The 20,702-nt window shown below is 38.4% G+C and carries 20 protein-coding genes; 7 read left to right on the plus strand and 13 right to left on the minus strand.

Annotated elements, in window-relative coordinates; translation table 11 throughout:
* The first annotated feature begins 105 nt into the window (after nucleotides 1-105).
* On the plus strand, nucleotides 106-1,194 hold the full coding sequence (locus IT6_RS00765; RefSeq protein ID WP_206826862.1) for a M20/M25/M40 family metallo-hydrolase: 1,089 nt from the start codon (nucleotides 106-108) through the stop codon (nucleotides 1,192-1,194).
* Here IT6_RS00765 and IT6_RS00770 read toward each other — a convergent pair.
* The 4 genes from IT6_RS00770 to IT6_RS00785 form a co-directional block, all read right to left on the minus strand.
* Complete coding sequence (locus tag IT6_RS00770; RefSeq protein WP_134440868.1) at nucleotides 1,191-2,222, minus strand: beta-ketoacyl-ACP synthase III; 1,032 nt, start codon at nucleotides 2,220-2,222, stop codon at nucleotides 1,191-1,193. The genes IT6_RS00765 and IT6_RS00770 overlap by 4 nt on opposite strands.
* Nucleotides 2,176-3,219: a phosphate acyltransferase PlsX gene (gene plsX, locus IT6_RS00775; protein WP_134440867.1), complete on the minus strand. Its 1,044-nt coding sequence runs from the start codon at nucleotides 3,217-3,219 to the stop codon at nucleotides 2,176-2,178. The genes IT6_RS00770 and plsX overlap by 47 nt, the downstream gene beginning before the upstream one ends.
* A gap of 24 nt (nucleotides 3,220-3,243) precedes the next feature.
* A complete protein-coding gene (gene rpmF / locus IT6_RS00780) occupies nucleotides 3,244-3,435 on the minus strand; it encodes a 50S ribosomal protein L32 (protein WP_134440866.1) in 192 nt (63 codons plus the stop codon).
* Between the two features lie 75 nt (nucleotides 3,436-3,510).
* Nucleotides 3,511-3,963 (minus strand): YceD family protein, encoded by a 453-nt coding sequence (locus IT6_RS00785; protein ID WP_206826864.1) that lies wholly within the window; start codon nucleotides 3,961-3,963, stop codon nucleotides 3,511-3,513.
* Nucleotides 3,964-4,102: 139 nt separating this feature from the next.
* On the opposite strand from IT6_RS00785, the gene nrdR reads away from it, so the two are divergent.
* From nrdR to IT6_RS00810, 5 genes are all read left to right on the plus strand, one after another.
* Complete coding sequence (gene nrdR / locus IT6_RS00790; protein WP_134440864.1) at nucleotides 4,103-4,603, plus strand: transcriptional regulator NrdR; 501 nt, start codon at nucleotides 4,103-4,105, stop codon at nucleotides 4,601-4,603.
* 11 nt (nucleotides 4,604-4,614) lie between these two features.
* Nucleotides 4,615-4,980: a histidine triad nucleotide-binding protein gene (locus IT6_RS00795; protein WP_134440863.1), complete on the plus strand. Its 366-nt coding sequence runs from the start codon at nucleotides 4,615-4,617 to the stop codon at nucleotides 4,978-4,980.
* Nucleotides 4,981-5,106: 126 nt separating this feature from the next.
* On the plus strand, nucleotides 5,107-5,874 hold the full coding sequence (locus IT6_RS00800) for a hypothetical protein (protein WP_134440862.1): 768 nt from the start codon (nucleotides 5,107-5,109) through the stop codon (nucleotides 5,872-5,874).
* Between the two features lie 72 nt (nucleotides 5,875-5,946).
* On the plus strand, nucleotides 5,947-7,155 hold the full coding sequence (locus IT6_RS00805; protein ID WP_206826866.1) for a cysteine desulfurase family protein: 1,209 nt from the start codon (nucleotides 5,947-5,949) through the stop codon (nucleotides 7,153-7,155).
* An 89-nt stretch (nucleotides 7,156-7,244) separates the two neighbouring features.
* Entirely contained in the window at nucleotides 7,245-7,946 is a 702-nt protein-coding gene (locus tag IT6_RS00810) for a phosphatase PAP2 family protein (RefSeq protein ID WP_242524255.1), read from the plus strand.
* 123 nt (nucleotides 7,947-8,069) lie between these two features.
* Here IT6_RS00810 and IT6_RS00815 read toward each other — a convergent pair whose 3' ends face one another.
* From IT6_RS00815 to IT6_RS00825, 3 genes are all read right to left on the minus strand, one after another.
* A complete protein-coding gene (locus tag IT6_RS00815) occupies nucleotides 8,070-9,281 on the minus strand; it encodes a glycosyltransferase (RefSeq protein ID WP_134440859.1) in 1,212 nt (403 codons plus the stop codon).
* Between the two features lie 585 nt (nucleotides 9,282-9,866).
* Nucleotides 9,867-11,300: a type I glutamate--ammonia ligase gene (gene glnA, locus IT6_RS00820; RefSeq protein WP_134440858.1), complete on the minus strand. Its 1,434-nt coding sequence runs from the start codon at nucleotides 11,298-11,300 to the stop codon at nucleotides 9,867-9,869.
* 187 nt (nucleotides 11,301-11,487) lie between these two features.
* The gene (locus tag IT6_RS00825; RefSeq protein WP_134440857.1) at nucleotides 11,488-11,832 is read right to left on the minus strand and encodes a P-II family nitrogen regulator; all 345 of its coding nucleotides are present in this window, start codon (nucleotides 11,830-11,832) and stop codon (nucleotides 11,488-11,490) included.
* 433 nt (nucleotides 11,833-12,265) lie between these two features.
* Between IT6_RS00825 and IT6_RS00830 the strand changes: the two genes are divergently transcribed.
* Entirely contained in the window at nucleotides 12,266-13,657 is a 1,392-nt protein-coding gene (locus tag IT6_RS00830) for a dihydrolipoyl dehydrogenase (RefSeq protein ID WP_206826878.1), read from the plus strand.
* An 82-nt stretch (nucleotides 13,658-13,739) separates the two neighbouring features.
* Here the strand turns inward: IT6_RS00830 and IT6_RS00835 are convergent, their stop codons facing one another.
* From IT6_RS00835 to IT6_RS00860, 6 genes are read right to left on the minus strand one after another with little or no spacing between them, the layout of a single operon-like run.
* Nucleotides 13,740-14,219, minus strand: coding sequence for a hypothetical protein (locus tag IT6_RS00835; RefSeq protein WP_242524256.1), 480 nt, complete (start codon nucleotides 14,217-14,219; stop codon nucleotides 13,740-13,742).
* The gene (locus IT6_RS00840; protein WP_206826889.1) at nucleotides 14,206-16,692 is read right to left on the minus strand and encodes a hypothetical protein; all 2,487 of its coding nucleotides are present in this window, start codon (nucleotides 16,690-16,692) and stop codon (nucleotides 14,206-14,208) included. The genes IT6_RS00835 and IT6_RS00840 overlap by 14 nt, the downstream gene beginning before the upstream one ends.
* Nucleotides 16,689-19,352 carry a VirB4 family type IV secretion system protein gene (locus IT6_RS00845; protein WP_206826891.1) on the minus strand — a complete coding sequence of 888 codons (2,664 nt, stop codon included), beginning with the start codon at nucleotides 19,350-19,352 and terminating at the stop codon, nucleotides 16,689-16,691. The genes IT6_RS00840 and IT6_RS00845 overlap by 4 nt, the downstream gene beginning before the upstream one ends.
* A gap of 35 nt (nucleotides 19,353-19,387) precedes the next feature.
* Nucleotides 19,388-19,804, minus strand: a complete 417-nt coding sequence (locus tag IT6_RS00850) for a hypothetical protein (RefSeq protein ID WP_206826893.1) — start codon at nucleotides 19,802-19,804, stop codon at nucleotides 19,388-19,390.
* A complete protein-coding gene (locus IT6_RS00855) occupies nucleotides 19,801-20,253 on the minus strand; it encodes a hypothetical protein (protein WP_134440851.1) in 453 nt (150 codons plus the stop codon). The genes IT6_RS00850 and IT6_RS00855 overlap by 4 nt, the downstream gene beginning before the upstream one ends.
* A gap of 26 nt (nucleotides 20,254-20,279) precedes the next feature.
* Nucleotides 20,280-20,624 (minus strand): hypothetical protein, encoded by a 345-nt coding sequence (locus IT6_RS00860; RefSeq protein ID WP_206826895.1) that lies wholly within the window; start codon nucleotides 20,622-20,624, stop codon nucleotides 20,280-20,282.
* Between the last annotated feature and the right edge of the window lie 78 nt (nucleotides 20,625-20,702).

Raw genomic sequence — 20,702 nt, forward strand, 5'->3', positions numbered from 1 at the left:
GATTTTATCCGCCGATAAGTTCAATTTTTTTACTATTAGGATTTGATATTAAAATCTTTTTAGCTTCAAGATAATCATTCTTTATAATTTTTTATGATACAAACCATGACTCTAGATGAAATTATAAAAAGAATATTTTCTCTTCCTACCGTTCCCTTGCATGAAAAACTCATTGCTAAAGAAATATATTCTATTTTATCGGATTATCCGCAATCTAAAATCGAGGTGGATGAATATTCTAATCTTCTTGTAGGAGTTGATTCGACTATCAACGAGGAACAAAGTCCTTTGCTTCTTTTTACCGCCCATATGGATCATCCAGGGTTTTATGTCGATGGAAGAGGTCAGGTTTTTTTTCTTGGAGGAATTGATGAATCCTACCTAAAGGGTGCCCCTTTAATCTTTTTTAGGGAAGATAATGGACAACCGGTATGTGAAAGTTTTGTGATTGATTTCAAAATAGAGGGGAAAAACAAAAAGCTAAAATGCGATCCTCCTCCGCCGCCTTATTCGATTGGAATGTTCAATCTTTCTCCTTTTGAGACAAAAAATGGGTATTTTTTTAGTCGAGCGTGTGACGATCTCATTGGGGTCTGTACATTGCTCTACATGCTTATTCAAGTTGTCTCTAACAAAATTAAGACGAAGATAGCTGTACTCTTTTCACGTGCTGAAGAAGTTGGATTTTGGGGAACTCTCGCATTTCTTCAGAAGGGGTTATTAAATCCCCAAAATACCGTTATGATTTCCATAGAGGCCAGCAAAGCTCAAGGTTTTTGTTCTCTCAATGAGGGTCCTGTATTAAGAATCGGTGATAAAACAAGGCTTTTTGATTCTAATGTCGTTTCATGGCTCGAAAAGGCCATGGAGGATTATAAAAGAATACAGCCAGAGTTTGTTTATCAGAAAAAGTTTATGGGTGGAGGAACTTGCGAGACTACCCCATTCATAGAATTCAGCTATCCGGCTGCTGCTCTTTGTCTAGCTTTGGAAAACTATCATAATATGGGTAAGGACAACCATGTAACTATGGAGTCGGTTTCAATCAATGATTGGAAGTGGCTTTGTTCTTTTTTGGAATGGCTTGTAGAATACCCAAGAGATCTTTATACTCTTGCTTTAAAAAGAAAGGAAAGGCTGCTTGATCTTCAACAGGAAGCTGTTGTTAAATTAAAGGACAATCCTCTCTTTTAAGCTTGAGATTTATATCTAAAAAGAATACTTCCCCATGTTATACCTGCGCCAAAAGAAACAAGAAGGACAACATCCCCATCTTTAATTCTTTTGGAGGTTATGGCTTCATGAAAAGCGATGGGAATACAGGCTGAAGAAGTATTGCCATATTTTTCCATGTTTACAAAAAATTTTTCAGCAGGTATATGTAGCCTTTCAGACAATGCTTCGATAATTCGTAAGTTAGCTTGATGGGGAATAATACAGCTGAGTTGATCGGCAGAAACGCCAGCTTTTTCTAGGCATCTTTTTAAGGATTTTTCCATGGAATCGATCGCCAGTTTAAAGACTTTTTTACCAACCATATGGATAAAATGAAGCTTATGGTTAATGTTTTGAGAAGTGAGAGGAAGTCTAGAGCCTCCAGCAGGAATGAAGAGAATTTGCCAATGAGAGCCGTCCGCTCCAATGTCAAAAGAAAGCTGGCAATCCTTATTTTTATTATTTGAGATAATGAGAGCACCCGCACCATCCCCAAATAAAACACAAGTATTTCTATCTTCCCAGTTTACAATGGATGAAAGCTTTTCAGCTCCAACTAAAAGGATGTTTCTTGCGTTTCCAGATGCAATAAATTGGGAAGCGAGTACAAAACCATAGATGAACCCAGAACAGGCTGCTTGAATATCAAATGCGGGGATGGTCCGTGCACCGATCTTATGCTGAATATGACATGCAGTGGAAGGAAAGATAGTGTCGGGAGTTGTTGTTGCCACAATAATAAGATCTAAATCTTCAGCACTTAGCCCAGCATTTTGTAAAGCCATTATGGCAGCCATAGATCCCATTTCAGATGGGGTTTCTTTCTCGCCAGCAATTCTTCTTTCTTTAATCCCTGTTCTTTCCGTGATCCATTGATCAGTTGTATTAACCATCTTTTCCAGATCGTAATTGGTTAACACCCTGGAAGGTAAGTAGATTCCACTGCCCGCAATGGTTACTTCAGGCAATAGGCAAAGAGGAGGTTTTTTGGTCTTCGACAAGTTCATGATGGGCTTTTATTTCTTCGATAATGATATGATTAACTTTTTGAATCAGAGCTTCTCGGGCAACTTTTATCGCGTTGCAGATTGCTTTAGGGGTCGAAGAACCGTGAGCAATTATACAGGTTCCTCGAATACCCAAAAGAAGGGCACCTCCATATTCTTCATAATTGGTTTTTTTCTTCACAGAATCAAAAGCTCCTTTAGCCAAAAGAGCACCAAGAATACGAATAGGATTTTTTGTAAATTCTCTTTTAAGCCAGCGCACAACGGCTGTAGCTACACTTTCTGAAGTCTTTAAGACTACATTTCCTACAAATCCATCACAGACCACAACATCAACCGGGTTTTCAAAAAGATCTCTTCCCTCGATATTCCCTACAAAATTTAAATGGGTTTTTGACAAGAGCTTGAAAGCTCCTCTTGTTAATTCATTCCCTTTGATATTTTCTGTCCCTATGCTTAACAGTCCAACCCGTGGATTGGATACCCCAAGGATCTTTTTTGAATAGATACTTCCCATTATGGCAAAATCTAGTAGATTTTCAGGCGTAGAATCGATGATTGCCCCAGAGTCTATCAATATAAAAGGGTTCTTTTCAGTAGGGATTACACTGGCGATGCCAGCCCTGGAGATCCCTGGTAATGTTTTTAAAAATATGGTCGATGCAGCGACCACTGCTCCCGTGTTACCCGCTGAGACAATAGCTTCAGCCTTTCCATTTTTTACTAGCTCAACACATCGGCTAATTGAAGAATCCTTTTTATGTCTAACACTGTCAATTGCAGGATCCTCCATGCTAATAACTTGAGAGGCATGAAGAAATTCCACACGCTGTTCAACAGCGCTCCCTTCTTTTTTATAAAAAATATCTTTTATGATTGGCTCATTACCGACAAGTATAAGTTCTATATCTGGAAAACATTTAAGGGCATTGATCGCTCCTATTATAGGAGTGTCAGGAGCAAAATCTCCGCCCATGGCATCAAGAGCGATCTTCATGGGGGATACCTCTAAGCATAAGCATTAGGGTTTTTCAGCCGACTTTAAAGTTATGACTTGCCGGTCCTTATACATACCCGTTGTTGGATCTACACGGTGGGACATTATCCAGTTAGCTGTTTTTTTATTTTTTACAAGTGCTGGAGGTACCCACCGATTAGCCGATTTTCGTGATCTTTTTCTTGATTTTGAACTGATTCTTTTGGGTACACCCATAGTATTTCCTATTGTTTAAATTTTAATGATTACTATTCATTAAGGGTTTCTTTTATTTTTTGAAAATGAAATAGTCTATCTTTTTTTAATTTTTTCAAGTACTTTCCATATCCCTTCACCATGAAGGGACTTTTCTTCCTCAGGTTCTTTGAAAAGATCTTTTCCAAAACAACCATTGGTCACATCTGGTCCACAAAATCCAATCATGGGCAAAGCAAGTAAAATATCTTCTCTAATCCTATCCGATAAATCGATCTCTTCAGGTATTGGGTGATTCAATTGAAATTTAAAATGAGGGACTTCAATGGGATATTCGAACCAATTACAACATCTTCCGCATTGAATGAAAATAGATGTCTTTAAGCTTCCATAAACATAGACAGCTTGCTCGTCTTTATAGGCGACTAGATGAATATGGATAGGGGAAGATTCCTTTATATGGGGTTCTTTTAAATCAAGAATCGAAGAGGGGATATTGCTATCGACAACCAATGTTTCCTCTGCAAGAGTAGATGTGAGGATTTTCATAAGTTTAAAAGAAAATTAAATTTCTATGGAATACCAAGAATAAATTCGTGTAAACTATTTCAATATAAGGTTTATAAAAGATCTAATAATAATTGATCAATTAAGATAAATAAAATATGATAAAATTGTCATTTCAAGTATGAAATGCATCAAATGTGGAAATATGGAGGATAAGGTTATTGACTCCAGACCAATAAAAGAAGGAAAATCTATTCGTAGACGCAGGGAATGTTTGCATTGTGGATATCGGTTTACCACCTATGAAGAGATCCAGGAAATTGAGCTTTTTGTCCAAAAAAGAAATGGATCAATAGAGCAATTTGATAGGACAAAATTGATGATTGGTATTCAAAAGGCTTTAGAAAAAAGACCTTTTAGCCAGTCTCAGATCGAAGATTTAGTTGATCAAATTATTGAAGAATGCAGCATGGAAAAATCACCCATTATTCCTTCTTATGTGATTGGGACAAAAGTCATGAACAAACTGAAACAGATAGATGAGGTGGCTTTTATTCGTTTTGCCTCCGTTTATTGCAAGTTTCATGATGCTAAAGATTTTATGAATGTTATATGTGAACTAAAAATGAACGAAAGTCCTTCAAAACCATATTCCTTGCTTGCTCAAGCCTCATCACAATAAGACAAAAGCCTATGGCCTCTTTGTTTAGTCAGATTATTTCGCGAAAAATTCCTGCTGATATCATCTATGAGGATGAACATTGTGTCGCTTTTCGCGACATTCATCCTGTAGCCAAGATCCACATTTTGATTGTTCCTCGAAAGGAAATTCCACGACTCGGAGAAGCAACACAAGCCGATACGTCTCTTTTAGGACATTTGCTTCTGGTCGTAAATAAGATTGCACGTCAGCTAGGAATTTTTGATTCGGGTTACAGAATCATCATCAACAACGGTCCGGATGCCGGCGAAAGCATTGCTCATCTCCATTTACATTTGTTAGGAGGAGAACCCTTGGGATGGGGTCATGGAGGCATGGGGGATGATAAAATAGGCTAGAATAGTTCAAAAAGAATAATGGAGGAGGGCATGTGCCTGTTGATGTTAACTTCTTGAATGGATAATATAATAAAATACAATTTTAACGTTTTTATTTATAAATTTTAGAAAAAGGAGAGTATAACCGTGCAGCATGAAGAAGTATTTCAGACTCCTGAAACATCTGAAGAATTTCAGTTAAGCTTTTTTGCAGATATTAAAAAGGGGTTTTCTCAAATATTCTCAGACCCTTGGTGGTGGATAAAAGTTTTAATAGGTGGCTTTCTCCTCATTAATCCTTTTTTATTAGCGCTGATCCCTAAAATAGGCTCATCATATGGTGGAGGAAAACTGCCCAGTGCTTTCTTGGGACTCCTCATTATTAATGTATGCACTTTCTGGTTTCCTCTTGGGTTTACTTTCGAGGTCTTGAGAAGGGCCAAAAATGGTAAACCAAAACAACTTCCAGAATGGAATCTTTCTCTATTTTGGAACTATGCTAGGGAAGGCGCAGCTAAGCTGACGATCGCTTTGACCACTCTTATATTTCCGGCAATTCTATGGATGGGCATTGTTTATTACATTTTTATCCAGCTTTTAGGGTTACCCATTGCTTTACTGTCCCTATTTGTTCCTCCCATCTTATGGTTTGTAATTCCTTTTTGTGGTGTGGCTTGTTGTCGATGGCTTGATGGAGTTAATGTTTTTGATTGTGCTTTAAATTATTCTGAAAACTTCAAACTCTTTTCTTTAGCCAAGGCAGATTATTTAATTGCTTCCGCTTTCCTCCTTGGAGTAAACGCCCTTACGATGGCCTTTTATTATACGATTCCCTTTGGAGCATTCTTTGGTCTTTGTCTGGTAGATACTTGGTTTGGGCCTATTTATACAAAAACTGTAAAAAAAATAAATTGACTTCTTTATCTTTAGTTAATTCTCAAAACTAATTTTTAATCCCCTTGATTCTGTTTCTAAATTTTTTAAGGAATGCAAAACACAGCCGTCATAGCCGATTCGATTTATTTGGATCATCAATCTGCCGCCCCTGTTTTTACAGAAGCCTTTGAAATTTTAAAGCAATATTCTGTTGAACCTTTTTCTCCTACAAGCCTTCATCAACGAGGCATCATTTCTAAAAAAGTATTACAGCCAGCCCTAGAAATGATTGCTGCTTTTTTGGGGTGTGAGGAAAGCGAGTTGGTCTTTACGGGAGGGATTTGGGAAGCTGTTGTTCTTGGAATAGAGGGATTTTGGAGAAAAAACGCATTCAAAAATAAGCATATTTTAACAACTCCAATTGAACAAAAACCACTTTTGCTCCTTTTAGAGAGGCTCAAAAGAGAAGGGGCTCTTGTTAGCTATCTGCCCGTAGACAAAGAAGGATTCATCGATCCTCTATCTATTGAACAATTAGCTACTGATCAAACTGTTCTGTGTTGTGTACAGTGGGTTAACCCTGAAATAGGTACTGTGCAAAATCTAGAGGCAATTGCTCATGTTTGCTTGAATAAGGGTATAACTTTATTTTGTGATGGTGCTTATGCGGGTGGTTGGATCCCTATTGATTTAAAACGACACCCTGTTTCTTTTCTCGCTATAAATCCCAATCAGTTTAATGGTCCAAAAGGCATAGGGATACTTTATGTTAAGAAGGGTATTAAAATAGAGCCGATCATTCCGGGTTTAAGTGGAGATTTTGGTTTTTGGGGGGGAACTGAAAACATTGCCGCAGTTTTGGCTACGGCAAAGGCTGCGGAAATCACTTCTCAAATATTTAAAGAAAAAGTAGAAAAAATCGGAGAGTTGCAGAAATATCTCTGGAATAACCTGCAAAGCTATATTCCTCTTATCGCCCTCAATGGGCCCAAATTAGGTCCCAATCGGTCTGTTCAAAATTTGAATATAAGTCCCGAATATATTGGTGGAGAGTCACAAGTATTGAGTTGTGGTCTAAAAGGGGTTATGATCTCCAGTGGGCCCAGTTGTGTGGAGAGAAATTTAAGAATTTCTCATGTTTTCAAAGCTCTAGGATTAGGATACAACAGGGCTATGTCGAGTATAAGAATAAGCTTAGGAACCACGACAACAAAAGAGGAAATAGAAAGGTTTATAAAAATTTATAGCGAGGTAGTCTCTAAACTCAGAGAGATGTCTATAGGGTGGAAAAAATTTCTTTCTACAAAAAAGGATCAATGAAGAAGGAGTTTTTGTATATTTATGAGATATCAAAAGGCAAACTTTTGGGGGCTTGGAACAATTTCAAGGGTTGGAAAAGTTCTATAAAAATGAGTTTGCCTCTAATATGGCTTCTTTGTATCCTCATCGCTTTTCAGTTTGATATGCAATTTTACAGTTTTTTTTTAATAAAAGATGGGAAATTTTTACATATTTTAGCAGAAAAAATAAGTTATTGGGGAGACTTTCCCCAAGGCACAATCCCTTTATCCATAGGAATTTATTTAATAGGATTACTGTTTAAAAAAAATAGAATAAAGGAAGCAGCCGTAGGATGCTTTTTTTCTGCCTTAATTGCAGGATTCCTTGTGGATATAGCTAGAGATACACTCGGCCGTCCACGACCCTCTGCTGATGTCAAGGAAACCCTAAAACAGTTAGGTTATATCCCTACGCCTATTGTGAATTTCCATAGAATACATCAAGGAGGTTCTTTTGTGGATGGTTTTTATGGAATGCACAATTTAAGCATGTTTCATGGTTTTCCTTCTGGACATGCAGCCACTTCTATGGCAACGGCCTCTAGTTTTTTGCGTAGTTTACCTTCTCTTTGCTATATATTGCTTTTTGGTGCCCTTTTAGTTTGTTGGTCAAGAATGGCATTAGGGAGGCACTATTTTTCGGATGTCATAGCTGGAGGGCTATTTGGGTTTTTTATAGGTTTTATTTTTAGTGGATCTGAAAATCAGGGTTTGCTCGGTTTTTTACAAAAACCGGAACAAAAGATAAATAAAATAACAAATATTTTATAAAAGGTATAAAAATAGGGGATAAAAAGCTAAATTGGTCAATTGGAAATTGGATTTTTTAATTTTCATGATTTAATTAAAATATTTAATCAACAATTTAATTAATAGGACTGGACAGCTAGTTTTTCATAAAAAGGAACCTATTTTATTTTTTATTTTCTGGGTGAAAGGATTAGAAATAGCCTCATAATAGTAGTACCAAATCTGCTCAAAGGTCTTTTTCCAGCTGTATTTTTGATGGATCTTTAAAGCAAGATTTCTTCCTAATTTTTTCAAGTCCAGGGATCTGGCTTTATCCACAGCTTCTGCTAAAGCACGGAAATCTTTGCGGTCAGCCCAATATTCCGCAAACTCTTCTTCTGTCAAAGACTCCATGTGCGTTCCTCGAAAACCTATGACGGGGCATCCGCAGGCTTGGCTTTCGATAGTCACCAGTCCAAAAGTTTCAACTATTCCAGGGTGAATGAAAAGATCTGCAGACCTGTAAAAATCAGCTAAATCCTTTTTTGAATCGATTTGAGAAATCCAGGAAATTCGAGAGACATTCTTCTTTAGCTTAAGTACATCCTTTCTTAACGGTCCATCACCAATAATCAATAACCAGTAATCTTTTTTGGGGGAATGATCTAGAAGGTAAAGAAATGTTTCAAGAAGAAGGTTGATATTTTTTTCTCTAGCTAGCCTACCCACGTAAAGCAGCAAAAAAGCATCATCTGGAATTCCTAATTTAAGTCTACAAATTTGGTTATTGGGTGGTCCAGGGGCAAAGGTTTTGATATCAACACCTAGGGGAACATGAACCCCATTATTTACTCCCCATTTTCTTAGCAGTTTCAGAAGGGAAAGCGTAGGAACAAAAGTGAGATCAAATTGGCTATAAATTTCTTCGGCATACCACCGAGAGAGGGAAAAGAAGGCTTTTTCCAGAAATGAATTTTTCCACCCAAAATAGGTACGTACATAGGCATCTGGAAAATGAGAATGATAATATCCGACAACGGGAACTTTTAGTTTTTTAGCAGCCCATGAAGCTAACCAAGCGGATTGGTAAGGATCGCCTGCTTCTATGATGTCTGCCTTTAAATCGATCAAAAGATCAATTGCTTCTGAAAGGTTTAGTAATACACGGTGCTGCGAATACTGGCTAATAAAAGGAGAACGAATGCTATATATATGGATAGGGGGGGTGTGAAATGAACAGGTTTTTTTCCCTGGTATAATGAGAAAATGTTCATCTTCTCCCTTTTGACGAATAAACTCCTGTTTTTCGTCAATATACCTTTTAACTCCTCCGCTAGGAGCATAAAACTGAGTTATATCGCAAATTCTTATTCCCATTAGATTGATAATGGAAAGCTCTTAATGTTTTCATTTTTTAGGCATATCTTTCATGGATAACAACTTTAAAAAAAGATTTTTATTTAATTTAACCTTAAATTTTTTTTCTTTCTCGTTTTGTTTATATCCTGAATGAAAAGTTTTCTGTATTGGATAAATTCAGGATTCCCAGGATAAACTCAGTGATGGAGAAGCTCAAAATTGTCAAAAAATAGATGAAAAGAGACAAAAAATCCTTAAATCTGAATTATTATCACTGAACAGTGAAAAAATGATAAAAAGGGACGATTTCCGTAAGCCCCATTTTTGACTAATCAAAAAGATATTTGGAAAAGGCTTTTTTATTTACCCCATTTCGTTCTAAACCATTTTTAGGGGGAAAGAAAGGATGTAAATCCTTATTTTAACCGTGAAGAGTTTAGGAGATAATCTCAAAGACTTGTCCTGAAGATAATACTATTGGATCCTTTTAAAATTCAAATTTAGTTTAAAAATTTGAAAAAACTTTGGGCCCTCATACCCTAGAAGAATCATGACAGATAAAGATCCTCTTGAGATAAGGGCCCAGTTCTTTTTAATTTTCTTTTATATGTCGAAGTACATGTAAAACTCAAGAGGGTGAGGCCTAATCCTTAGCATGTCGTAATCCTTTTTCCGGAGAGAAAGTAGGGTATCGATAGCTTCTTTGGTAAAGACATCTCCTTTCATAAGAAACTCATGATCTTTTTCTAAGGCCTCAATAGCTCCTCCAAGAGAATCAGGAACCTTGGGAATATTTTTTAGCTCTTCAGGAGGCAGTTCATAAATATTTTTCTCCATAGGTTCTCCAGGATCTATCCGATTTTGAATGCCATCTATGCCCGCCATGAGCATTGCCGCACAGGCCAGATAGGGATTCGCAGAAGGATCGGGAGTACGGAATTCTATTCTTTTTGTTTTTGGATTTGCTGAATAAGTGGGAATTCGAATAGCCGCACTTCTGTTCCTTGCTGAATAGGCCAGATTAACAGGGGCCTCAAATCCAGGTACAAGTCTTTTAAAACTGTTTGTCGTGGGATTAGTAATCGCGGTGAGAGCCGAAGCATGCTTTATAATTCCCCCTATGTAATAGAGTGCTAGTTCACTCAGTCCAGCATATCGATTTCCAGCAAAAAGAGGCTTACCTTCCTTCCAAAGAGACTGATGGGTATGCATGCCCGAGCCATTATCACCAAAGATAGGCTTGGGCATAAATGTCACCGTTTTTCCATATTTTTTTGCCGTGTTTTTGATGACATATTTGTACATCATCATGTCATCTCCAATGTGAAGCAGGGTGTTGTAAAGGATATCGATTTCAGCTTGACCTGCAGTAGCAACTTCGTGGTGCTGTCTTTCCACTTTAACCCCCATCGATTCAAGGGTTAAAACCATTTGGTCTCTTAAATCTTGTAATGTATCTGCGGGGGGAACAGGAAAGTATCCCTCTTTATGACGGATTTTATAACCGAAATTCTGTCCTTCTTCTTTTCCACTGTTCCAAATGCCTTCAATGGAATCGACTTCATAGTAGGCGAAGTTTGCTTGGTTGTCATAACGCACACTATCGAGGATAAAAAACTCAGCTTCCGGTCCAAAATAAGCCGTATCGGCAATTCCTGTGCTTTTCAGGTAAGCCTCGGCTCTCAATGCGATGCTTCGTGGATCTTTGGGATAAGTTTGAAGAGTAATAGGATCATAAATAGAACAGATGAGGCTTAAGGTGGGTTCCGCAATAAAAGGATCAATGAATGCGGTGTAAGGATCAGGCATTACAAGCATGTCTGATTCCTGAATGCCTTGCCATCCACGAATCGAAGATCCATCGAACCCAATCCCTTCAGAAAAAGATTCAGGAGTTAATAGATCTATCCCTATAGTAAAGTGTTGCCATGTTCCCAAAAGATCACAGAATTTCAGGTTAACGAGTTTGACATTGTGCTCCAAGGCAAAAGCAATAACTTCTTCACCTGTTGCACATCTTCTATAGTATTCGGCCATCGGTTCCTCCTCTTATTGATTGGTTTAATTTTTTATTGAACTAGAATAGAATGCTTTCTTTCCCATTGAATAAAAGACCGTATTGAGAAGCTTAGCTCTTGGCCTTTGTATTCATGGGGAAGGGGGTGCAATTATTTAAAATGATGGAAACAAGACATATCCATGCTAGGGGAGAAAAACATCACATTTAAATCGCATTTTCTCCTTTTTCTTCCGTACGGATACGGATAGCTTCAGAGACGGGCAGTACGAATATTTTTCCATCCCCGATCTTTCCCGTTTTTGCCGATTTGATAATCGCTTCAGTGGCTTTAGGTAAAATATCTTCTGTAAGGACGATTTCGATCTTCACTTTAGGAAGAAAATCAACGGTATATTCGCTTCCTCGATATATCTCGGTATGGCCTTTTTGCCGGCCAAAACCTTTGACTTCAGTAACGGTTAGTCCTGCGATTCCTATTTCAGTAAGGGCTTCTTTAACTTCTTCCAGCTTAAAGGGTTTTATGATTGCTTCAATTTTGTATAGAGCCATTTGAATTCTCCTCGTTCGTTCCTAAAAACTTTTATTAACTCTTTTATCATAAAGGATCAACAATTGTCGAATCATCAATTGAAAACATCAAAGCATAAGCAATATATGTGCCACAAATCATACGATATAATTTTTTTCCCATTCATGGTGAGATTTAAGAGAAGAAATTAGGTCATTTTATTAACCAAGACAAGGATTTTCTATTGATTTTAGCTTCGAATTACATGGAGAAAGATTGCGATAAAAATAAGAAAGAAAACCAGAATGGGCTACAGAAGGAATTACCCTGTCTATTTTACATAACATATATTGTGCGAAGTCATATTATTTTTCTCTTTTCTCAAGTCGACCCTTACTCATGTTCCTCATGGAACATTTTTTTGTCTTTTTTTGATGTTGTGATGACCAGTTACTTTTATTTATAATCCAAATTATGGCTTCTGAAATATCCGTCGATGTCGCGATAATTGGTGCTGGAGGTGGCGGTTATCCGGCCGCTTTTTTTTTAGATAAATCTGGTTTTCAAGTCTTAATGATTGATCCTATTGGAAATCTTGGTGGCAATTGTTTAGCCGAAGGCTGTGTACCCTCTAAAGCAGTCCGTGAAGCAAGCCTGGTTCGTGCCCAAGCAAAAAAATACTCTTTTTTCGGACTTTCGGGATCAGTTCCAAGTGTCGACTGGAAAGCTATACTGACCTATAAGGATAATGTTCAAACTACACGGTACACCCTTCATAGAGAAGAAATTAATAACTCATCGATAAAATTTTATAAAGGGATTGGTAAAATAGTAGATGAAAGAAAAATTGAAGTGATAACCGACAACGATCATTTCTATGTTTTTTTTAAATACTTGATCATTGCTACGGGAAGTTGTCCCAAATATCTTTCTATTCCTGGTTCCCATTTAGCAGTAAGCTCTCATGATCTTTTTAAGTTAAGCGCTTCGGTTCCTTTCCCTTCAAATCCAATTATAATCGGTGGAGGATATATTGGCGTTGAGCTGGCTTCCATGCTTGAAAATTTAGGAGCAAAACCGGTTATTCTTGAATTTACCGATAATCTTGTCAGTGGACTCGATAGAGAGCTTTCTTTATTTTTAGCCCAAAGACTTAAAACAAGGGTTCAAATTGAGTTTGGTGCTAAGGTGGAGTGCATAAAAAAGGAAAAGGAAAAATTTGAAGTTAATTATTTAAAAAATAGCCAACACTATTCCATTGAGTCTGACCTAGTTATTATGGCGGTTGGTAGAGAATGCGTAAGCCCCGAAGGCATAGAAAAATTAGGTTATGCAACCGCCAAACCCTTGCCTGTAACCAATACCCTTCAGCTTTTTGATTTTCCCCACATTTATGCACCTGGAGATGTCAATGGGAAAAGCATGCTCTTCCATTCAGCCGTTCTTCAGAGTAGAGTTGCTGCTCATAACATTGCCGCTGGAGGTCAGCCCCTATCCCGGATGGATTGGAAAAGCGTACCCTATGCTGTGTTTACAGAGCCTGAAATTGCTGGTGTAGGATTAACCGAAGAAGAAGCATTGCATTTGTACGGGCATAATATTGAAGTGGTTAAATATGATTATGCCGTAGATTCACGAGCAGAAATTCTAGGAGAGACTGAAGGATTCATTAAACTGATATTTGATGGAGAAAACAAGCGCTTACTTGGAGCTCACATTGCGGGTATTGAGGCTTCCCAACTTATAGCTCCCCTCGCCTTGGCTGTTCGGCAACGTCTTGATGCTGAAGCCCTTGCTCATGTTGCTTTCCCTCATCCAATGATTTCTGAAGGTATTAACAAAGCGGCACGAACATTTTCTCCTTAAGAGTGTTTCTTTTAATGATCATTTTTAGAATAAAAGAAAGTTATAGCCAGCCGTTTTTATTGCAAAAAGTCCTGTGCTTTCCCTATCGATATACAGGAACTGTTTGATAAGTTCCTGGATATTCAACCCCACTAGACTCATCTTTTCTGGAAGGAACGTAACTTGTCCTATAAACTGGGCTATTTGTTTTCTTGCCTTCAGGTGGCAACCCATATTCGGCTTGACGCTTCCACTTGTCATTGAGAATTTCTGCTGTTGCTTCATTTTTGCCATCTACAACTCCCTGTTGGTAAGCGGTCAATCGTTTTTTATCAAAATACTTATTTAAAGCGTAAGCACCAATAGCTCCCACTCCTGCTCCCACTGCTCCCGCGGAGTTGGACTTACCGATATCCTTTCCTGCAAAGAATCCAGCTGCTCCCGCTGCTCCAATACTGCCGTAACGGACAATATTATCTCCCGCTTGAGCCAAGGGACCATCATAACGATTGTAAACTTGGGTAGAGCAACCGCCCATCAATACGATCCACGACATGAAAAGAAAAGGATTAGGGAAGAGCATAAAGAATTTTTTGGGCTTCATTTTCTATTCCTCCTGTCTTATCTATTAATAGATTTTCCCAAAAAATTCTGTCTGACAGGATTGCATCCATGATCATTTCTTCTATTCTTCTTACTTCTTTTGCCCAACTAATTTCACCGCCGATCGACTTGCTAATATGTGTGATAATTGCCTGTAATAGAAAAGGATTTTCTCTCATAGTTTCAGCCAGGGAATCTGTCCATATCTCTATAGCCTCTTTTCTGGATAACATCCATTGTGCGATAATAGGCGCCTGTCCCCCATACTTAATGATGAGAAAAACCGATCTTTTCCAATGCTCTGCGAATTGAGGACTTTCTAGCCAGTGGTTTAAAAGGCTACGAATGACGACAGGATCCTGGGCAATGGTTTCGCGAATATCTTCTGTAGGACTTCTTCCGCTGACAACAGCTATTTTTTGAGCGATCACTTTTTCTTCGGGACGTTCCAACGTATTTTCGGTAGCAAAAACAAGAATATTATTCAGTTCACTTAACCCGTCACAATGAATAATTGCATTTAAAATGTAATCTCTTTTCTCGACATCCTCCCAGATCGTATCCCAATTTGATGCACATATATCGGCTAATTCGTAATTCCATGAGCCGATTCCTTGAAGGATAAGCTCCATATCTTTTCCTGCAACAAGGCTGTTTGTGACTCTTTCAATTGCAGTTTTAGCACTGGGCAAAGCACATATCCCTCGGTACCATTTCCAAAACCCTTCCCTATCTGACAACCATTTGCTTTTTATCAGCTTTCTCAATTTCTCAGGTATTATTGTTTCGAACCAAAGTCTATTGATGATGTATTCCCATCCAGTTCCCATCGCCCATTTTACAAAGGAATCGATAAAATATTGAGCTTCGTCTCCCAAAACTGGTCCTCTTTTTTCTATAGCCTCTTTTAGTTGATCACCTGCCTTATTAAGCCACAAATCATATTGTTCAGTAGAAACTTTATGTTCAGGTTGATTATTGATCCACCTACCAAAAGCCTCAAAAGCTTCTTGATCGTTGTTAGCAAGACTTTCCAGCCAAGCTAAAGCACATTCTGGAGAATATTGAATAAGAAGAGGAAAAAATTTTTCGATGACCGGAATCTTTCCTGTCTTAGAATAGATTAAATCAGCCCATGCTTCATCACTTCTAATTAAATAGTTTCCAAGGACATCCCCAATGGCGAAAAGATCAGACCTTTTTAACTGACCATTTTGATAGGCCTTCCGGAGGGATGAAGGACTAAGATGCTTTGTTTGATCACACAAGTTCCAACTACTGCTCATTTGAAGTTCTCCTTCCCATTTGGGTCCAGCCTCCCAAATCCATTCCATAGCCATATTGCAAAGGGGTTCTTCTTTACACAAGCCTTGAGCAAGAGCTTCTTTTGATGCCTCAGATGCGGCTTCAGCAGGACGCGAAAGGTGCCAAAGAATAAAGTCTACCAACTTTGGATTTTTTTCTAAAGCTATTAAAAATCTTTTATAGGCTTCCTCGGCGAAATCGATGCGGAAAGCTGTTTTTTTGCCCATTAATGCTTCCCAAAGCCATAATGGCCTTCCTTTTAGCTGCTGCCTAATCTCGGTTCTGCCTACCAGATAATGGATAAAAAAATCCTTCCCTTCATAAGAATGTAAGGCTTCTTTAAAAGCCTTTACCAATACATCCCAGCTTTTTTTATTTCTTTCGAGCCTGTAAGCATATTCATGGGACAACACCGGGTCTTTCCGAACCTTTTCCCATGCCTTTTCCCAGAATGAATTGTAGAAAGTTTCCTCGTTTCCCATATAGGAAGAGGCTAAAAAATAGGCTCCTCTTCCATCATTGCCAATTCTGGAGAGCCTTCTGGCAATTTCCCAATTTTCTTCCAAGTTTTTTACCTTGGATGGCTTGACATCTATAGCTTTAAGTAAAGTTTCCATCACCAAGTCGGGCAATGCTTCAGAGGCTTTCTTTTCCCAATCTTTCAAGGCAAAGAGAACAGATGGATAGCTTTGGGGAATATTTAAAAGATAATTTCTTAATGGCCATAAAGCTTGAGGACTAGATAATAAGGGAATCCATAGCTTTGATTTTCCCTCATAAGCAAGTTCAAGCACTTCTTTCTTTGCCATATCACTTCCAACCCTAAGCTGATGAAATCCTTCTATCAATGCATCGGCTAAAAGCCCATCTCCACGGAGAAGATCATTTTGAATAAGAGAAAGTGATTGTTCATTTTTGAGAAATTCCAATATTTCGGTATCCATCCAATCTGGACGAATGAAATGATTGGATTCTCCGCTTTCAATCATCCATTTTAAGGAACGATCAGCCCATCCCGATTCAGCTAACAAAGGATTTAAATCGGCTTCTTCGGTGATTTCTTTTGCTTTTAAAGAATAAAAAAGTGTAAAGTTTAATAAAATAGATAAAAAAGTGCATAGGACAAGCCGATTTGCTCTTTGCTTCATAAAGAAAGGGCGGGTGTTATTGTGGGAATGTCCTGCAAGATCTTTGATTTTTCTTCTCTGACCCCAAGTGGGTATTGCAATGATAAAGCCTCTAAGGCTTGATGGATATCTCCATGGAAAGCTTTTCTTGCTGCCTCCCATGCCGGAAAATCTGCAGGAGTTGTGGTCGTTAACCAGTATTCTTCGGGTTCGATTTCTGCGCGAATAACTCCTGAAAGGGCATCAGGTCCCCTTCCCCTTAAATAAAAAGCTTCTCTCCAGAGTTCTACCTCACCATCACTAAAAACTCTTGATCCAGATCGAAGATGGGTTAATAGATCTCTTTGACCCTTTGATAATTCAAGCTCTTTGACAGCATATTCGATATGATGTTCCGTCCCCTGGGGAAAGAGGATCCAAGTATCGACATTCTGTATGACTGCTTTGGCTACGGCTGGGTTATCCACTAAATCCAGGATTGCCTGAGATTCGCCAATGACCGCACATCTTTTTTTTCTGTAGGTTTTAAAGGCTTCAATAATGAGGTTAGCGGTAGCAGTATTAGACACATGCTGCCACATTTCTCCAAATATGAGTATCTTAAAAACATGAGAATGGGATAATATAAGGTCAGAAACAAAAAGAACAGACATGGGGATTAGGGCGGCTGCCAAGTCTTTATCTTTGGAGATATATTCAAAATCAAAATGGACCACTTTTGTTTTCAAATGGAACTGGGTTGTCCCATTGAACCAATTTCTATACCGGCCGTCGATAAATGCTTTTAGAGATTCAGCTAAAAACTTCGCATCAGATCTATAAGCCATTTGCCTGGCAAAATCATCCAAGGTTACAAAGGTTGCTTTGTTCTTCACCGCATTAGAAAAAGTTTGTCTAGTAAGAGATTCAAGAATATTCCTTTCTTCAATACTAAGGGATTCTGCTCTTTGGGAAGTCGCCAGTATTTCTAAACAGTTGACAACTCTAATCAGTTCTTGATCTGAAGGTTCAATAAGTTCACCTTGGCTATTTCTTTGCGTATAAACTTCAAAAGGATTAAAACATTGGGGCTTAGACATATCGAGCCTGAGGGTTGTCCCTCCACAGATTTCTACAAGCCTATCGTAGCTGTTCCCTTTGTCTAAAATGATGAGTAACGAATCCTCTTTAAGGTGTCTTAGGGCTATAATCTGGGCTAGCGCACTTTTCCCCGAGCCCTTGATACCGCTAATATAGAGCATCGAAGCTCCTTCATTTCGTTTGTCTTCTAAATCAAGTGGGACGAGTCCTCCTGTCGTATTTCCAAAAAGTTGAATGGGTTTCTCATCACTTTCTAATCCTCTGCATATGGGCATCAAATCAGCAGCCATTCTTCCTCTTACAAGAAGGGGACGAGTAAGTGGAGCATAAACAGCGGGCATTTCACTCATAAGCACAGGCAAAAGACTTGATTGTTCAATCCAACCCTTTGCCCGTGAAAGATCCCCAAACCGGTTAAGCAATACTTTGGCTCTTTTTTTGACTTCTTCTTTTTGTTTGTGCCAAAAATGAATAGTGAGTTGGATCTGAAGAAGATCATCCTCTCCTGATCGAATATCTCTTAGTAAATTTTGTGCTTCTTCTATTTGCATCCATGCCTCTATATTTTGGATTCCTGACTCTCTTCGGTTTTCATGAGGCTTGTGAAGCATATCTATAAGGTTAAGTCCAAGCCGCATCCGCTGATCTGCCCAGTCTATCCGTTTTCTTAGTTTTTCCATTTCTTTTAGTTTATCTGTCTTTCTGACCACAAGGCTTACTCGAACATCTCTAAACGGTAAACCCACGGTCAGTTTTTCTATGTCTCGAGGACGCGTTTCTGTGGGCAAACCCACCATGGAGACTAGTCCATGGTAATAATCTCCAATCTGGATCATGTCTTTATGGATCGTTACTTCTTGAAGCATCCAGGAGTCGACAAAGGGCATTCTTTCGTAATCATAGTTGACTTTCATCGCTTCTTCGACAGCTAAACCTGGATTCCATAGCCTGAAAAAGTAATCGGCTATTTCATAGGTATCTAAAGGAACAAAACGGGCTGAAGCCTTTCTCATTATTTCGGAAAATACTGATTCAGATGCACGAAGACTTAACACCGCGGAGTCAAACTGGGCTTTAGAGATTCTTCTTCTTTCAATCTCTGCACTCTCTCTGCCGCCTATACGTAAAAACCATTCGCTTTGCTTGATTTTGTTTTGGGGGGCAACCGTTAAAATCGTATGTGTTTCAATTCGTACAAGTTTTCTTTTGATCATTCTTTGAAAAAGTCTTTGTGCTTTTTTTTCCCTGAACGATTTTATCTGTGGAGCTGAAGGTATTTCAGCAAAGGCATCAATTAAAGGTCCATAGTCTCCGTTACAGGTAAAAAGATGTTGGGTTTGAGAAATTTCATGGGGTAGTTGAGTGAGTAGCAGTCTTAGTTGATCCTGAAGTTCAATGAGCCGTGAAGGACTAGCGATATCCGCTTGTGGAAAATAAGTCCTATATAGGGCATGAACCGCTCCAAATTTATCCACGATGTATCGATCGTAAAGTCCTGCATAAGGACAGGCGTCAGCCCAATCTCTAAAAGCAGGGGTTTTTTTATGATGAAAGAGCTGGCTTGGAACAAAGAGCCGTAAAGGAGAGACAAAATTTTTCATAGAACCAAATCTCTAAGGCTATTTCTTCCTAAAGATTAGGTTTCTTCCTGTTGAGGAAGTTCTTCTTCAAAAAGATAAAGGGGTTGATATGAATGATGAATGTTAAAAAATCGATGCTCATAAATTTTAGGAATTCTCAAATAATCGATGATAAATCGTAAGAAGTGAGGAGGTTTATCGCTTAAGAAAATTTTAATAAAGAGATAAGTCCCAATGAAACAGGCTGTCGAGAGATAGAAATGGTGAGTATGATTATGGACTATAAGGAATACTAAGGCAGGAACAAAAATAAGAGGACCTTCTAGACCTAAGAAAGTGTCTTTTTCATTGATAAGTCTTACCGATTTGGTAACCGGAAATCCCTTTTCATCCCTATCCCTACCCCTGTTTTGATTAAGAGCAGAATAGGGTGCAGAGGGAATATAAAAAGAATAAGAAGGAAAAGAGGTCATTTTGCGCTATTTAATAAACCGTGTACTAGGTGGGGACCAGCATAAATTACGGCTGCTCCAACGATTGCTCCAATGGCAAAAGCGGGGCGCCTGAAAAAGAGCATGATCGCTCCAAAGACAATTAAGGATAAGCTGATCCAGTACAGATAATCTTGTAATGATGGGATAAATCCAGCAATCGGATTATCTGTCGAGGAAGAATTTGTATTATTAATAACATTAAAATAAAGGGAACCTAAAGTTTGGGCAGTGAGTAAAATAATAGAACCAGCTACGAATGCTGCCCATCTTTCCATCTCTACTGTATGAAGAGCATGATTTATTCCCAAATAGACGGTATAAAGAGAAAGGAAAGAAAGAAAAAGAGAGGATTGGAAACTCCATATTTGAGAAAGGGCTTGTTGTAAAGGTTCACATAAAAAGCAGGCTATCATCAAGCTCTTGTTCATTTTTTAGCTTCTCCAACTTATGTTTCTTACTGAGAAACAGCCCTTATGCCATTGGCAAGGTGAGGACCACCATAGATGACTGCAGCTGCAACCAATGCTCCGATGGTGAAGGCTGGTCTATTGAAAAACCACATTACACCCCCAAAAACAAGCAAACATAGAGAAATAAGATAACCATAATCCGAAAAAGCCATTTGTAATTGTTGTAATGTTGTAAAACCTTCAGCATCCGCTCCATTAAGAGGAGTGACGTTAAGAACTCCCGAGCCTCCCACAGCAAAAGAAATCGTAGGGGAAAGGATCAATATAGTTATTGTGCTTAAAATGGCTAAAGCCAACCGAGTTTGAAAAGAATAATTGATCGCCTTCATACCTTTATAATAGGCATTCAAAAAATGAAGATTGGAGAAATCTAAATGATTAAGGGCTTTGTTCAGTTTAAAATCAGA

The sequence above is a fragment of the Methylacidiphilum caldifontis genome (assembly GCF_017310505.1).
Classification (GTDB): Bacteria; Verrucomicrobiota; Verrucomicrobiia; order Methylacidiphilales; family Methylacidiphilaceae; genus Methylacidiphilum; species Methylacidiphilum caldifontis.

What these genes read in the sequence shown, in the direction of transcription:
- IT6_RS00765 (WP_206826862.1), top strand. Translation starts at nt 106, where the DNA reads ATGACTCTAGATGAAATTATAAAAAGAATATTTTCTCTTCCTACCGTT.
- IT6_RS00770 (WP_134440868.1), bottom strand. Translation starts at nt 2,222, where the DNA reads ATGAACTTGTCGAAGACCAAAAAACCTCCTCTTTGCCTATTGCCTGAA.
- plsX (WP_134440867.1), bottom strand. Translation starts at nt 3,219, where the DNA reads ATGAAGATCGCTCTTGATGCCATGGGCGGAGATTTTGCTCCTGACACT.
- rpmF (WP_134440866.1), bottom strand. Translation starts at nt 3,435, where the DNA reads ATGGGTGTACCCAAAAGAATCAGTTCAAAATCAAGAAAAAGATCACGA.
- IT6_RS00785 (WP_206826864.1), bottom strand. Translation starts at nt 3,963, where the DNA reads ATGAAAATCCTCACATCTACTCTTGCAGAGGAAACATTGGTTGTCGAT.
- nrdR (WP_134440864.1), top strand. Translation starts at nt 4,103, where the DNA reads ATGAAATGCATCAAATGTGGAAATATGGAGGATAAGGTTATTGACTCC.
- IT6_RS00795 (WP_134440863.1), top strand. Translation starts at nt 4,615, where the DNA reads ATGGCCTCTTTGTTTAGTCAGATTATTTCGCGAAAAATTCCTGCTGAT.
- IT6_RS00805 (WP_206826866.1), top strand. Translation starts at nt 5,947, where the DNA reads ATGCAAAACACAGCCGTCATAGCCGATTCGATTTATTTGGATCATCAA.
- IT6_RS00810 (WP_242524255.1), top strand. Translation starts at nt 7,245, where the DNA reads ATGAGTTTGCCTCTAATATGGCTTCTTTGTATCCTCATCGCTTTTCAG.
- IT6_RS00815 (WP_134440859.1), bottom strand. Translation starts at nt 9,281, where the DNA reads ATGGGAATAAGAATTTGCGATATAACTCAGTTTTATGCTCCTAGCGGA.
- glnA (WP_134440858.1), bottom strand. Translation starts at nt 11,300, where the DNA reads ATGGCCGAATACTATAGAAGATGTGCAACAGGTGAAGAAGTTATTGCT.
- IT6_RS00825 (WP_134440857.1), bottom strand. Translation starts at nt 11,832, where the DNA reads ATGGCTCTATACAAAATTGAAGCAATCATAAAACCCTTTAAGCTGGAA.
- IT6_RS00830 (WP_206826878.1), top strand. Translation starts at nt 12,266, where the DNA reads ATGGCTTCTGAAATATCCGTCGATGTCGCGATAATTGGTGCTGGAGGT.
- IT6_RS00835 (WP_242524256.1), bottom strand. Translation starts at nt 14,219, where the DNA reads ATGCTCTTCCCTAATCCTTTTCTTTTCATGTCGTGGATCGTATTGATG.
- IT6_RS00840 (WP_206826889.1), bottom strand. Translation starts at nt 16,692, where the DNA reads ATGAAGCAAAGAGCAAATCGGCTTGTCCTATGCACTTTTTTATCTATT.
- IT6_RS00845 (WP_206826891.1), bottom strand. Translation starts at nt 19,352, where the DNA reads ATGAAAAATTTTGTCTCTCCTTTACGGCTCTTTGTTCCAAGCCAGCTC.
- IT6_RS00850 (WP_206826893.1), bottom strand. Translation starts at nt 19,804, where the DNA reads ATGACCTCTTTTCCTTCTTATTCTTTTTATATTCCCTCTGCACCCTAT.
- IT6_RS00855 (WP_134440851.1), bottom strand. Translation starts at nt 20,253, where the DNA reads ATGAACAAGAGCTTGATGATAGCCTGCTTTTTATGTGAACCTTTACAA.
- IT6_RS00860 (WP_206826895.1), bottom strand. Translation starts at nt 20,624, where the DNA reads ATGAAGGCGATCAATTATTCTTTTCAAACTCGGTTGGCTTTAGCCATT.